At 32.8% G+C, this 14,823-nt stretch carries 15 protein-coding genes; all 15 read left to right on the forward strand.

The window, feature by feature from the left end; translation table 11 throughout:
- The first annotated feature begins 11 nt into the window (after nucleotides 1–11).
- The 15 genes from E7419_01460 to E7419_01530 all read left to right on the forward strand — a co-directional run bounded on the left by E7419_01460 (nucleotide 12) and on the right by E7419_01530 (nucleotide 14,554).
- The gene (locus E7419_01460) at nucleotides 12–338 is read left to right on the forward strand and encodes a hypothetical protein (GenBank protein ID MBE7013857.1); all 327 of its coding nucleotides are present in this window, start codon (nucleotides 12–14) and stop codon (nucleotides 336–338) included.
- A 15-nt stretch (nucleotides 339–353) separates the two neighbouring features.
- The gene (locus tag E7419_01465; protein MBE7013858.1) at nucleotides 354–722 is read left to right on the forward strand and encodes a biotin/lipoyl-binding protein; all 369 of its coding nucleotides are present in this window, start codon (nucleotides 354–356) and stop codon (nucleotides 720–722) included.
- Nucleotides 723–840: 118 nt separating this feature from the next.
- Entirely contained in the window at nucleotides 841–1,950 is a 1,110-nt protein-coding gene (locus tag E7419_01470) for a sodium ion-translocating decarboxylase subunit beta (GenBank protein MBE7013859.1), read from the forward strand.
- Between the two features lie 13 nt (nucleotides 1,951–1,963).
- Nucleotides 1,964–3,361, forward strand: coding sequence for an oxaloacetate decarboxylase subunit alpha (locus tag E7419_01475; protein ID MBE7013860.1), 1,398 nt, complete (start codon nucleotides 1,964–1,966; stop codon nucleotides 3,359–3,361).
- A 153-nt stretch (nucleotides 3,362–3,514) separates the two neighbouring features.
- On the forward strand, nucleotides 3,515–4,918 hold the full coding sequence (locus E7419_01480) for an AMIN domain-containing protein (protein MBE7013861.1): 1,404 nt from the start codon (nucleotides 3,515–3,517) through the stop codon (nucleotides 4,916–4,918).
- 2 nt (nucleotides 4,919–4,920) lie between these two features.
- Nucleotides 4,921–6,057, forward strand: a complete 1,137-nt coding sequence (locus E7419_01485) for a nicotinate-nucleotide adenylyltransferase (protein MBE7013862.1) — start codon at nucleotides 4,921–4,923, stop codon at nucleotides 6,055–6,057.
- A gap of 25 nt (nucleotides 6,058–6,082) precedes the next feature.
- Nucleotides 6,083–6,442 carry a ribosome silencing factor gene (rsfS, locus tag E7419_01490; GenBank protein ID MBE7013863.1) on the forward strand — a complete coding sequence of 120 codons (360 nt, stop codon included), beginning with the start codon at nucleotides 6,083–6,085 and terminating at the stop codon, nucleotides 6,440–6,442.
- Between the two features lie 16 nt (nucleotides 6,443–6,458).
- Entirely contained in the window at nucleotides 6,459–8,867 is a 2,409-nt protein-coding gene (locus E7419_01495; GenBank protein ID MBE7013864.1) for a leucine--tRNA ligase, read from the forward strand.
- An 8-nt stretch (nucleotides 8,868–8,875) separates the two neighbouring features.
- The gene (ruvX, locus tag E7419_01500) at nucleotides 8,876–9,283 is read left to right on the forward strand and encodes a Holliday junction resolvase RuvX (protein ID MBE7013865.1); all 408 of its coding nucleotides are present in this window, start codon (nucleotides 8,876–8,878) and stop codon (nucleotides 9,281–9,283) included.
- A 12-nt stretch (nucleotides 9,284–9,295) separates the two neighbouring features.
- Nucleotides 9,296–9,580 (forward strand): DUF1292 domain-containing protein, encoded by a 285-nt coding sequence (locus E7419_01505; GenBank protein MBE7013866.1) that lies wholly within the window; start codon nucleotides 9,296–9,298, stop codon nucleotides 9,578–9,580.
- Between the two features lie 119 nt (nucleotides 9,581–9,699).
- Entirely contained in the window at nucleotides 9,700–10,704 is a 1,005-nt protein-coding gene (locus E7419_01510) for a galactose ABC transporter substrate-binding protein (GenBank protein ID MBE7013867.1), read from the forward strand.
- Between the two features lie 51 nt (nucleotides 10,705–10,755).
- Nucleotides 10,756–12,231: a galactose/methyl galactoside ABC transporter ATP-binding protein MglA gene (gene mglA / locus E7419_01515; GenBank protein ID MBE7013868.1), complete on the forward strand. Its 1,476-nt coding sequence runs from the start codon at nucleotides 10,756–10,758 to the stop codon at nucleotides 12,229–12,231.
- 12 nt (nucleotides 12,232–12,243) lie between these two features.
- Complete coding sequence (gene mglC / locus E7419_01520; protein ID MBE7013869.1) at nucleotides 12,244–13,248, forward strand: galactose/methyl galactoside ABC transporter permease MglC; 1,005 nt, start codon at nucleotides 12,244–12,246, stop codon at nucleotides 13,246–13,248.
- Nucleotides 13,249–13,320: 72 nt separating this feature from the next.
- Entirely contained in the window at nucleotides 13,321–14,058 is a 738-nt protein-coding gene (locus E7419_01525; protein ID MBE7013870.1) for a sialate O-acetylesterase, read from the forward strand.
- Complete coding sequence (locus E7419_01530; protein ID MBE7013871.1) at nucleotides 14,051–14,554, forward strand: VanZ family protein; 504 nt, start codon at nucleotides 14,051–14,053, stop codon at nucleotides 14,552–14,554. The genes E7419_01525 and E7419_01530 overlap by 8 nt, the downstream gene beginning before the upstream one ends.
- Nucleotides 14,555–14,823: the final 269 nt, after the last annotated feature.

Consider the following 14,823-nt stretch of genomic DNA (forward strand, 5'->3'; position numbering starts at 1 on the left):
GGGTGAGAAGTATGGATAAAATGGGCGAAGGTGTTGTAACTTTAGTTATAGGTATGACGATAGTTTTTTCAGTACTAATACTTCTTTGGTTAATTCTTCTTGGATTTGAAAAGGTTTTTTATACAATACCAATGAAGAAAAAAGAAAAAGAAAAAGTAAAAGTAAAAGAAACTAAAAGCGAAGTTTTAAATGTTGCACCTGTAGCAAATAACTCTACTATGGAAGACGATACAGAACTTATAGCAGTAATTACTGCAGCAATATGTTCTCTTACAGGTCAGAGTGCATCTAAATTTAATATTAAATCAATAAAAAGAATAAGTAATTGGAATAAATAGACGGAGGATAAAAAAATGAAAAGTTATATAATCAGTGTAAACGGAAAATCTTACGATGTAACAGTTGAAGAAGTTGGTGCAGCTATATCTGCTCCTCAGGTTGCTGTTTCTGCTCCTGTTGTTTCTGCTCCGAAAGCAGCACCTCAGGCAGCACCGGTTAGTTCTGCTAACGGAAAAAAAGTTGAAGCGCCTATGCCAGGTACAATTTTGAAATTAAATGTAGGTGTTGGAGATACAGTTTCTGAAGGTCAGGCAATTGCAGTTTTAGAAGCAATGAAAATGGAAAATGATATTCCTGCTCCTTGTGCAGGTAAAGTGCTTTCAATTGATGTTGCAGTAGGTGGAACTGTTGAAACCGGAACTGTTATTGCTGTTATTGGTTAATGTGCAAAAAATATAACAGTTAATAATAAGGGAGGTTATGTTCATGAATATTGGCTCAAGTTTAATAGATTTTTTAAGCAGTATGGGCATACTTTCTATAACATGGCAACAGGCACTTATGATAGTTATATCCTGTGTGCTTTTATATCTTGCTATTGTAAAAGAATATGAACCAATGCTTTTATTACCGATTGCTTTCGGTATGTTACTTACAAATATTCCGAATTCCGGAGTATATCATCCTGAATTCTTTCAACTTCAGGAAGATGGCTCGTCAATGGTGCCTTTTAGTCAGTTGGTTAAAAAAGGTGGCTTGTTTGACTTTTTATATCTTGGGGTTAAATTTGGTATATATCCGCCGCTTATCTTTATGGGCGTTGGAGCAATGACCGATTTCGGTCCTTTAATCTCGAACCCTAAAAGTTTATTCTTAGGTGCAGCGGCACAACTTGGAGTTTTTGTTACTTTCTTTGGCTCTTTGCTTTTAGGTTTTACAGTCGAAGAAGCAGCATCTATTGGTATTATAGGTGGAGCTGACGGCCCTACTGCTATCTTTGTTACAAAAACTTTAGCACCACATCTTCTTTCTGCTATTGCAGTTGCAGCTTATTCATATATGGCGCTTATTCCTATTATTCAACCGCCAATTATGAAAGCGCTTACAACTAAGAAAGAAAGAGAAATTGTTATGGAACAGTTAAGACCTGTTTCTAAAACGGAAAAAATTATTTTCCCTATAGCAGTAACAATTGTTATTACACTTATTTTACCTGATGCAACACCACTTGTTGGTATGCTTATGCTTGGTAACTTAATGAAAGAATGTGGCGTGGTTGACAGATTATCTAAAACTGCTCAGAACGAACTTATGAATATAGTAACAATTTGTCTTGGTACAAGCGTTGGCGCAACAGCAGTTGCATCGAACTTTTTAAGTTTTGGTACTATTAAAATAATTGTTATGGGACTTGTTGCATTTGCAATAAGTACAGCAGGAGGACTACTGCTTGGTAAACTTATGTGTAAACTATCAGGCGGTAAAATCAATCCGCTTATCGGTTCTGCGGGTGTATCTGCAGTTCCAATGGCAGCGCGTATGTCACAAAAAGTCGGACAGGAAGCAAATCCTAAAAACTTCCTTCTTATGCACGCTATGGGTCCGAACGTTGCGGGTGTTATAGGTTCTGCAGTTGCTGCAGGCGTATTCTTATCAATGTATGCTAAATAAAGGAGAATAGATTATGAGTAAAGTTGGAATTACCGAAACTATCCTAAGAGATGCTCATCAGTCACAAATCGCTACAAGAATGACAACGGATCAAATCTTACCGATAGTTGAAAAATTAGATAAAATAGGTTATCATTCCTTAGAATGTTGGGGGGGAGCAACTTTTGACTCCTGCTTAAGATTTTTAAATGAAGATCCATGGGAAAGGCTTAGAAAAATTAAATCAAAAGCACCTAATACAAAACTTCAGATGTTATTCAGGGGTCAGAATGTTTTAGGTTACAGACACTATGCTGACGATGTTGTTGAATATTTTGTTCAAAAATCAATTGCCAACGGTATTGATATTTTAAGAATATTTGACGCTCTTAACGATGTAAGAAATCTTCAGACTGCAATTAAAGCAGCCCAAAAAGAAAAAGGTCACGTTCAGGCAACAGTATGTTATACTATAAGCCCTGTTCATAACGTTGAATCTTTTGTTAAAATGGCAAAAGAATTAGAAGAAATGGGAGCAAACTCAATCTGTATCAAAGATATGGCAGGTCTTCTTACACCTTACGCTGCTTATGATTTAGTAAAAGCAATGAAAGAAGAGGTTAAAATTCCTCTTCAACTTCACACTCACTATACATCAGGTGTTGCTTCTATGACATACTTAAAAGCAATTGAAGCAGGTATTGACGTTGTTGATACTGCTATGTCACCATTTGCTTTAGGTACAAGCCAGCCTGCAACTGAACCAATGGTTGCTACACTTCAGGGCACAGAATATGATACAGGTATTGACCTTGATAAATTATCAGAAATTACTGATTATTTCAGTGCTTTAAGAGAAAAGGCACTTGCATCAGGTCTTTTAGATCCAAAAGTTTTAAAAGTTGATATAAATACTTTAAAATATCAGGTTCCTGGCGGAATGTTATCAAACCTTGTTTCTCAACTTAAACAGGCAGGTAAAGAAGATAAGTTTGACGAAGTTTTAAAAGAAGTTCCAAGAGTAAGAGAAGAATTAGGATTCCCTCCTCTTGTTACTCCTACAAGCCAGATTGTAGGTACTCAGGCAGTTCTTAATGTAATCAGCGGAGAAAGATATAAAATGATTTCCAATGAAACAAAAGGTCTGGTAAGAGGCGAATATGGTAAAACACCTGTTGAAATTAAACCTGAAATCATTGAAAAAATTATCGGTTCTGAAGAAAGAATTACATGCCGTCCTGCTGACAAAATTGCACCTGAACTTGATAAACTAAGAAATGATGCAAAACAGTATATCGAACAGGACGAAGATGTACTATCTTATGCATTATTCGATAAGGTTGCAGTTAAATTCTTTGAACAAAGAAAAGCAGAAAAGTATAAAATGGATGTTGCACATATGGATAACACCAATAAGATTCATACTGTTTAATAGTGAAGATATAAAAAAGAGGATGCAAATGCATCCTCTATTTTTGTCTTAAATTATTTACACAATTGTAATATATTTGTATTTGTTTTTTGTCGAAAAATATTGTATAATGTAAATGTGTAATTGTATCCAAAAAATAAAAAGGAGGACAAAATGAAAAAGAAAAATTTTATAGCACTTCTTTTAGTAATATTTTTTCTTGTAAATATAATTGCAATACTTATCCCTGTATTTGTAAGAGCAGAAGATGAAATTAAAATATATTTTAATGATAATAGAATTACAAGCGATGTTTCTCCCGTTATTTTTAATGACAGGGTTTTAGTTCCTGTCAGAATGATTTTTGAAGCGATAGATGCAAAAGTATCATGGGATGGTGTAAATAAAAGAGTAACAATAATAAATAAAGATGATGTTTTTAAATTTACGATAAATAGTGATATGGCATATATAAATAACAAAAAGTTTCAACTTGATACATCTGCAAAACTGATTTCGGACCGTACGTTTATACCTTTAAGATTTTTAGCAGAAAACAGTGGATTGAAAGTAGAATGGAAAGATAGTGAGCGTTCGGTATATCTTTACGGAAAAAAAGAGGAAGAGAAAGAAGAGGTAGATACAGAATATAATTATATAACTGATGCCGATGCTGAAAGTTCCTCTGTAATTTTTACTTTTAAAAATGAAAAAATAACTTATAAAAAAAGTGTATTAGAAGACCCTGTTCGTCTTGTTTTAGATATTGAAAACTGCATAAAAGATGTTAATAAGGAATTTGAAATTGATAGTGAATATTATAATGCACTAAGATATTCTCAGTTTTCCAACGACCCGATGGTTTCAAGAATAGTGGTTGAACTTGTGGATAAAACAGAATATGAAATTGAAGTTTCAGATAACGAACTTAAAATAAATTTCTTCTTTGAGGGCGAAGAAAAAGAAGATGATGAGATTAAATATGAAGAACCTGAAATAAATAAAAAATATAAAACTGTCGTTATAGATGCAGGGCATGGAGGAAAAGATCCCGGCGCTCTTGGTATGGACGGAAAAAAAATAGTTTTAAAAGAAAAAGATGTTAATCTTGATATTGCATTAAGAGTGTATAATAAACTAAAAAAAGAAAAAGTTAATGTATATATGACCCGTTCTACCGATGAATTTTTAGAACTTTCAGAAATTGTAGAATTTGCAAACAGTAAGAATGCAGATTTGCTTGTCAGTTGCCATAATAATGCAGCAGAGAATACTGATTTGAGCGGAACTATGGTAATGTATGCCTATGATGAACCTAAAGACGGTCATGAACTTTCAGGATATGATGTTGCAAAAACTGTTCAGAAACATCTTGTTAAAGCAACGAAAGCGTATGATTTCGGGCCAAGAAAAAATTCTGCACTCTATATTATAAGAAAAGCGAATATGCCCGCAATAATTACTGAGTCGCTTTTTATAACAAATGAAGATGACCTTAAAAAACTTATGGACGAAAAATATATAGAAAATATTGCAGATGCAATATATAAAGGTATATGTGAAGTATTGGAGTTATAAAAATGAAAATAGGAATTTTGGGAGGAACATTTGACCCTGTTCACAAAGCGCATATAGAAATTGCTAAATTAAGTTATGAAAAGTTAGGACTTGATAAAGTAATTTTTATACCAAACGGTATTCCTCCTCATAAAAATAAAAGTTTAATATCCAAAGAAGATAAACTTAATATGTTAAATCTTGCAATAAAAGATTATCCTTATTTTTCGGTTGATACTTTTGAGATTGACAAAGAGGGAACATCTTTCCTTTATTTAACATTGGAATATCTTAATAAGAAATATCCGTCAGCAGACCTTTATTTTATAGCAGGGTCGGATAATCTTAAAACAATAACAACCTGGAAAAATCCACATATAATTTTTAAACTTTCAAATATCGTATTTGTTAAAAGGCCAAAATATAAATTGGATTTAAAATTTGCTGATCTTTTAAAAGAAAAGTATAATGGCAAAATATCTTTTATAGATTTTTCGGGAATAGATATTTCATCAACAACTATAAGAGAAAAGTTTGAAAAATGCGAAGAGGTAAGTGAGTATTTAAGTTATGATGTGTATTCTTATATAGTAAAGAATTCTCTTTATCCATTTAATCTTAGAAAAAAATTAGAAAAAATGCTTGATGAAAAAAGATTTATACACAGTAAAAATGTTGCAAAAGAAAGTTATAATCTTGCGTGTCATTATGGAGAAAACTATGAAAAAGCATATTACGCAGGACTTCTTCATGACTGTGCTAAAAAATTAGATTATGACGCGCAAATTAATATTATAAATAAGTATAATGATTATGAACTTATGGAAAATGAACTTTCTTACCCTAAAGTTATTCATGCACTTACAGGAGCGTTGATTGCTAAATATGAATTTGGAATTTCGAATACTGAGATTTTAAATGCTATAAGATATCACACTCTTGGCAGTGTGAAAATGTCAACACTCGATAAGATAGTTTATATTGCAGATTTAATTTCGGAGGACAGAATTTATAAAGGTGTTGAAATTTTAAAAGATATGGCTTATAATAATATAGATAAGGCTATTTTAATGTCAATTGAGAATACGCTAAATTATCTTGACGATAAAAGAATTCAGCCCGATGTATTAAAATTAAAAGAGATGTTAAGGCGATTATAAGCCTAATATTATAAGGAGAAGAATGATGGATGCATTAACTAAAGCAAAGCGAATAGTTGAAATTGCTGATTTGAAAAAGGCGCACGATATTGACCTTATTGAAATTAAGGATGTATCGTCAATTACCGATTATTTTGTAATTTGTACTGCGAACTCTGAACTTCAGGTTAAAGCGGTAGCAGATGAAATTGAGTTCAAATTAAAAGAAGAGGAAATATATCCTACGCATATCGAAGGGTATCAGACTGCAGGATGGGTACTTCTTGATTATAATGATGTTGTATGCCATATATTTAATAAAGAGTCAAGAGCTTTTTACAGTTTGGAAAGATTATGGCAGGATGCAAAAAGAGTGGATATTTCCGATATTATAAAAGAAGATTAGAAAGAGGGTTTTTAAAGTGGATTATAATTTTAAGGATATAGAAAAGAAGTGGCAAAAAATATGGGACGAGAAGGAAACTTTTAAAACAAGCACAGATTATACAAAGAAAAAATTCTACGCACTTGTTGAATTTCCTTATCCGTCAGGTCAGGGACTTCATGTTGGCCATCCCCGTTCATATACTGCACTTGACATAGTATCAAGAAAGAAAAGGCTTGAAGGATATAATGTTCTTTACCCAATGGGATGGGATGCTTTCGGGCTTCCTACTGAAAACTTTGCCATAAAAAATAAAATTCATCCTAAAATTGTAACAAAAAATAATGTTGCAAGATTTAAAGAGCAACTTAAATCATTAGGTTTTTCATTTGACTGGTCAAAAGAAATAAATACTACCGACCCTGAATATTACAAATGGACTCAGTGGATTTTCTTAAAACTTTTTGAAAAAGGATTAGCATATAAAAAAGAAATGGCAGTTAACTGGTGCACATCCTGTAAAGTAGTTTTAGCAAACGAAGAAGTTGTTAACGGTGTTTGCGAAAGATGTCAGAGTGAAGTTGTAAGAAAAGTTAAAAGCCAATGGATGCTTAAAATTACAGAATATGCTGAAAGACTTATTGAGGACCTTGACGAAGTTGACTATGTTGAAAGAGTAAAAACCCAGCAGAAAAACTGGATTGGTAAATCAACAGGCGCAGAGGTTGATTTTAATACTACAGTTGATTATAAATTAAGAGTTTATACAACACGTCCTGATACTCTTTTCGGTGCTACATATATGGTAGTATCTCCCGAACATCCTTTTATAGAACAGTTCAGTGATAAAATTTCAAATATTGACGATATTTTAAAATACAGAGAAGAAGCAAATAAAAAATCAGATTTTGAAAGAACTGAACTTGTTAAAGACAAAACGGGAGTAAGAATTGAAGGAATTTGTGCAATAAACCCTGTAACAAATAAAGAAATCCCTATTTATGTTTCCGACTATGTTCTTATGACTTACGGAACAGGTGCAATTATGGCTGTTCCTGCTCACGATACAAGAGACTGGGAATTTGCTAAAAAGTTCAATCTTCCTATAATTGAAGTTGTTAAAGGCGGAGAAGATGTTCAAAGTAAAGCATATACAGAAACATCAACGGGTGAACTTATCAATAGTGATTTCTTAAATGGTTTGGAAGTAGAAAAAGCAAAAGAAAAAATAATAGAATATTTAGAAAAAGAAGGAATCGGAGAGAAAAAAGTTAACTATAAATTAAGAGACTGGGTATTCTCACGCCAAAGATATTGGGGAGAACCTATTCCAATTGTTCACTGCGAACATTGTGGATATGTTCCTGTTCCTGAAAGTGAATTACCTTTAATGCTTCCTGAGGTTGATTCTTATGAACCTACCGATAACGGAGATTCTCCACTTTCTGCTATGGAAAGTTTTGTTAATACTACATGTCCTAAATGCGGCAGACCTGCTAAAAGAGAAACTGATACAATGCCTCAATGGGCAGGCTCTTCATGGTATTTCTTAAGATATATTGACCCTGATAATAAAGATTTCTTAGCATCTAAAGAAGCACTTGAATACTGGACTCCTGTTGACTGGTATAACGGAGGTATGGAGCATACAACACTTCACTTATTATACTCAAGATTCTGGCATAAGTTCCTTTATGATATCGGAGTAGTTCCAACAAAAGAACCTTATGCAAAGAGAACTTCTCATGGTATGATTTTAGGCGAAAACGGAGAAAAGATGAGTAAATCAAGAGGTAATGTAGTAAACCCTGATGATATTGTAAATGAATTCGGGGCGGATACAATGCGTCTTTACGAAATGTTTATAGGCGACTTTGAAAAATCTGCACCTTGGTCTGCTCAAGGTATTAAAGGATGTTCAAGATTTATAGAAAGAGTATGGAACTTAAACAACGCAGTTTGTGATGGTGACACATACAGTGAAAAATTAGAAAAATCAATGCATAAAACCATTAAAAAAGTATCGATAGATATTGAAAATCTTAAGTTTAACACAGCAATTGCAGCGATTATGGCATTCTTAAATGATGTTTATAAAGTTGGTAAGATAAATAAAAAAGAACTTAAAACACTTCTTATTTTATTAAATCCGTTTGCACCTCACATGACAGAAGAAATGTGGGAATTAAACGGTTTTTCAGGAATGTTAAATCAGGCAAAATGGCCGGAGTTTGACGAAGAAAAATGTGTTGATAATGAAATTGAAATCGTAGTTCAGATAAACGGTAAAACAAGAGATAAACTTGTTATCCCTTCTGATTTACCAAAAGAAGAATACGAAATAAAAGCGAAAGAACTTGACAATATAAAAGCAAATATAGAAGGAAAAACTATTGTAAAAGTAATAGCAGTTCCCGGAAAACTTGTTAATATAGTTGTCAGATAGGGTTTTTTATGAAAGTAATGGGACTTGACTTGGGCGATGCGAGAACAGGAGTTTCCTTGTCAGATGAACTTAAATTTCTTGCTCAGTCGTATGGTACATTATATAACAAAGATAAAGAAGATTTAATAAACCAGTTAGAGCCAATAATTAAAAATAACAATGTTGAAACGGTTGTTATAGGTCTTCCTAAAAATATGAACGGTACTATTGGCGAAAGAGGAGAAATGGCTAAAGAATTTTCTGAAATTTTAGAAGAAAAATTTAATGTTAAAACAGTTTTGTGGGATGAAAGGCTTACAACTGTAAGTGCTCACAGAGTTTTATCCGAAGCAAATGTACGAGGCAAAAAAAGAAAAAAGGTAGTTGATACAGTAAGTGCTGTATTTATATTACAAGGATATTTAGATAGTTTGTAGGGAGGTATTATTATGGCAGAATATAATGAAGAAATCAATGTTGTAACATTATATGACGAGAATGAAAATGCACAGGATTATGAGATTGTTGACGTGTTTGAACTTAATGATAATGTTTATGCAGCAGTTACACCTTATCAGGATGAATATGATGAAAATATTCCTTTAGAGGTTACAATGCTAAAAGTTACTGAAGTTGACGGTGAAGAAATCTTCTCAATTTTAGAAACAGAGGAAGAAGAACTTGAAGCTTATAATGAACTTTTAAGACGCGAAGAAGAATATAGTGACGACTAATTTTAAAAAATGATTTTAAAAAATACAACTAATTGATTTTAGTTGTATTTTTTTTATTTATTTAGTAAAGACTTTAGATAGAACAAAAATTAAAAGTAAAGAGAAAGGAAAAATAAAAAATGAAAAAGAAAATCATATCAATAATAATGTTATTTGTTTTATGTATGTCTTTTATGGGATGCAGTGCAGTGGAAGATAATCTTCCCAAAATAGGAGTTGCAATTTATAAGTATGATGATACTTATATTTCAACAGTAAAAAATTCTCTAATAAAAGAAGCACAAAGTACAGCGCAACTTTTACTCAATGATGGTAAAGGAGATCAGGGAACGCAAAATGACCAGATAGATTTGCTTATTGAAAAAGGTGTTGATGTACTTCTTGTTAATATAGTTGACGTTGGTGCTGCTCAGACAATAGTAAACAAAGCCAAAAATGCAGATATTCCAATCATTTTCTTTAACAGAGAACCATCATTAGATGTTTTAAAATCTTATGATAAAGCCAGATTTATAGGCACTAACGCAAAAGATGCAGGTGTAATTCAGGGTGAAATAATTGCAGAGATTTGGGAAGATGACGTCTTTGATAAAAATAAAGATGGCGTTATGCAATATGTAATGTTCAAAGGCGAACCTGATAATCCTGAAGCAGTTGCAAGAACTGAATGGTCAATTAAAAGAGCAGAAGAACTTGGTGTTAAAACTGAAGAACTCGGACTTCAGGTTGCAAACTGGGATGCAGAACTTGCAAACAGAGCGATGGAAGCGTGGATTTCAAAATTCGGGGATAAAATAGAATTTGTTGTAGCAAATAATGATGGTATGGCTCAGGGCGCTATTTCAGCACTTCAGGCAGCAAATTATAACAAAGGGGATAAGGAAAAATTTATTCCTGTAGTAGGTGTTGATGCAACTGATGCAGCAAAAGACCTTATAAGCAAAGAATATATGTCAGGAACAGTAGTTCAGGATGGAGAAGAAATGGGAAAAGCACTTTTTAGGGCGGCAATTAATATATACGAAGGAAAAGATATAACTGACGGAACAGACTATAAGTATGACGAAACGGGAATTTCAGTAAGAATTCCGTACAAACCATATACTTCAGACATCGGAGACTAACTAAATAATGTGTGGTGAATTTAATTGAATAGTAACGATTATATCTTAAGAATGATAGACATTACAAAAACTTTCCCGGGTGTTGTGGCACTTGATAAAGCAAAACTTGAAGTAAGAGAAGGCAGTGTTCATTCACTTATGGGGGAGAACGGTGCAGGTAAATCAACTTTGATGAAATGCTTGTTTGGTGTCTATATCGAAGATAGCGGAAATATTTATATTTCGGGAGAAAAAGTGAATTTCAAAAATTCCAAACAAGCACTTGAAAATGGTGTTGCAATGGTGCATCAGGAACTTAATCAAGTTTTAGAGCAAACTGTAATGGATAATATCTGGCTTGGAAGATTTCCGACAACAGGCGGAATAATAAATAAAAAGAAAATGTATGAAGATACCAAAAAAATATTTGAAGAACTTAATTTAAATATAAAGCCTGATGAAAAAATATCAAAATTATCCGTTTCTCAAAGACAAATGATAGAAATTGCAAAAGCCTATTCTTATAATGCAAAAATTCTCGTGCTCGACGAACCAACTTCTTCTTTAACAGAAGAAGAGGTAAAACGGCTTTTTGAAATTATAGATAAATTAAAGAAAAAAGGTTGCGGAATAATTTATATATCTCATAAAATGGAAGAAATTTTAAAAATTTCAGACGATGTAACCATAATGAGAGATGGTAAATGGATAGCAACCGAAAAGGCAGAAAATTTAGATATAGATAAAATTATAAAACTTATGGTCGGAAGAGATATGACTCACCGTTTTCCTGATAAAATAAACAAGCCGAAAGATACAATTTTAGATGTAAGAAATCTTACCTCATTTTATGCACCAGGTATAACTAATGTAAGTTTTGATTTACGAAAAGGCGAAATCTTGGGTGTGGCAGGACTTGTAGGCTCAGGAAGAACTGAACTATTAGAAACTTTATTTGGTATAAAAAAGATAAAAAGCGGAGAAATAACTCTTCATTCAAGAAAAATAGAAAATAGTAATCCAAGACAGGCTATAAGAAACGGATTTGCACTGCTTACTGAAGAAAGAAGAAGTACAGGTATATTCGGAGGACTTAGCATAAAATTCAATTCCGTAATTTCAAATATAAAAGGTTACAGTAAATTCGGTTATTTAAATGATCAAAAAATGGAAAAAGATACAAAATGGGTAATAGACAGTATGAATGTTAAAACGCCAAGTCAGAAAACCCAAATAAAAACTTTGTCCGGAGGTAACCAGCAAAAAGTAATTTTAGGAAGATGGTTACTTACTGATCCTGAAATTCTTATGCTTGATGAACCAACAAGAGGAATTGATGTCGGTGCAAAGTTTGAAATATATCAGCTTATTTTAGAACTTGCCTCCCGTGATAAAGCAGTTATTATGGTTTCTTCAGAGATGACCGAACTTTTGGGAATTTGTGATAGAATTGCGGTTATGTCAAACGGACAAATGGCAGGAATTATAGAAAATGATGAAAATATAACTCAGGAAGAAATTTTAAAACTTGCATCAAAATATTTGTAGGAGGTGAAATTAATGAAAAGAAAAATAAGTGATGTCCTTTTGGACTACTCGTTATATATTGTTCTGGGAGTAATGATTATTGCAGTAATAATTCACGATCCGACATTTATTTCGTTTAAGAATATAACCAATATATTAAGTCAGGCATCGACAAGAGGTATTTTAGCATTAGGTGTTGCAGGTCTTATCGTTCTTCAGGGTACAGACCTTTCTGCCGGCCGTATTTTAGGACTTACTGCAATTATTTCAGCATCACTTTTGCAATCAGTAAATTATGCATCAAGAATGTATCCCTCGTTACCTCAACTTCCGCTTTTTTTACCGCTTATTATAGCAGTAATAGTGGGTGCAATATTCGGTGCAATTAATGGGTTTGGGGTAAGTAAACTCCATCTTCATGCATTTATTGTAACGCTTGGTACTCAACTTATTGCTTATGGTCTATCTGCAATTTATATTGACAGACCGCCTCTTGGCGCTCAACCAATAGCAAATTTTGATGAAAGATATGTTGACTTTGTTACCGGGTATTTTAAAATAGGTAATTTAGAACTTCCTTATCTTGTTTTCTACCTTGCAATAATTGCGGTTATTATGTGGTTTATATGGAATAAAACAACACTGGGTAAAAATATGTTTGCAATAGGTGGAAATCCTGAAGCCGCTGCAGTTTCCGGTGTAAACTTGTTTAAAAACATTATGACAATATATATTATCTCAGGAATCCTTTATGGTATAGCAGGTTTCTTGGAAGCGGGAAGAGTTGGATCTGCTACAAGTAATACAGGAATAAACTATGAACTTGATGCCATAAGTGCCTGTGTCGTAGGGGGAGTATCTTTCTCCGGTGGTGTAGGTACAATACCTGGTGTAATAATTGGTACGATTATTCTACAGTTTATTAATTACGGACTGAATTTCGTAGGAATAAGTCCATATTATCAGTATATAATCAAAGGTCTTATTATAATCCTTGCAGTATCAATTGACGTAAGAAAATATTTAGTAAAAAAATAAAGCCGTAAGGCTTTATTTTTTTTTACTTTTATTATATAATTATTTAGTAAAACACTTTTGGAGGTAAATGTTATGATAAAAGACGGAGTGGATAAAAAAGAAAAAATTATATCATTTTTAATGCTTGGTCAGTCTAATATGGCAGGCAGAGGAGAATTTAAAGATGTTGAACCGATAGATAATGAAAAATGTTATATGTTAAGAATGGGAAGATGGCAAAAAATGAGTGAGCCGATAAATCCTGACAGAGCAATCTGGGGGATAAGATTTCATAGTGGTGTAAGTTTAGGTGCAAGTTTTGCCGATTCTTTTTCTAAAGAGTTTAACTGCTCTGTAGGACTTATACCTTGTGCTGACGGTGGGACAACTTTGTCCCAGTGGATGCCTGAAGAATTGCTTTTTGACCATGCTGTTATGATGGCGAGCCTTGCCAAACGAACATCTGAAATCGGAGGAATTTTATGGCATCAGGGAGAAAGTGACTGCATAAATTTAGATAGTAAGAAGTATAAAGAAAATTTTATAAAAATGATTACCAAATTAAGGGAGGAACTTGGCGACTTAAATCTTCCTGTTATTATAGGGGAACTGTCAGAAGACATCTCTTTGGAATGGGTAGATGAAGGAAGTGTTAAAATACTTAATAACACTTTTTACGAAATTTCAAAAGAGATAAAAAATTGCATAGTAGTTTCTTCCAAAGGCATAACTTTAAAAGATGATAATCTTCATTTTGATTCAAAGGGATTAAGAGAATTCGGCATAAGATACTTTAATAAATATAAAGAGTTGGGAGTATTTAATGGTTAAGAAAATTATTTTATGGATAATTACTATTTTCTGGGCAATAATGATTTTTATGTTTTCTTCTGAACCGTCCGATATGTCAAATAAAACAAGTATTGGCTTTACAGAAAACATTATTACAATACTTGTAAAAGCAGATTTAATTGATATTCCTGTTTCGTCATTAGGAGCAGAAGAGTTTATACATAAGATAGCAGAAAAGATAAATCATTATATAAGAAAACTTGCCCATTTTAGTGCTTATTTAGTATTAGGCGTTTTAGTATATAATCTTTTACTTTGTTATTTTAACAGTAAAAAATCTATATTATATGCACTTCTTATATGTTTACTCTATGCCATAAGTGATGAAATTCATCAACTTTTTGTCCCTGGCAGAGCAGGACAGGTAAGAGATGTTTTGATTGACTTTTCGGGTACAACACTTGGCGTTATTTCGGTTTGGTTAATTGATAGAATAAAAAATGTAATAAATAATGAAAAAAAGAATATTTTATAGGGGAGGGGTTTCGTCCCATCCTGTAACAAAAAAACTTGGAGTTATGCCGAGTGCCCCTAAGGACACTCGGCAGTTTTATTCGCCTTTGGTCGAGTGGTATTTGCTTTGCAAGTGATATTGCTACGCAGTGGTATTGCCTTCGGCAGTTTATTGGCGAATAAAATACCACTAAAACCAAAGGTTTTAATAACACTTTTGACTTATCAAAAATATCACTCTGTACGAAGTACAGAATATCACTTGAAAAAAAAGTAAAATTACAGTATAAT

The organism is Oscillospiraceae bacterium, assembly GCA_015068525.1.
In the GTDB taxonomy this organism is placed as follows: domain Bacteria; phylum Bacillota; class Clostridia; order UMGS1840; family HGM11507; genus SIG450.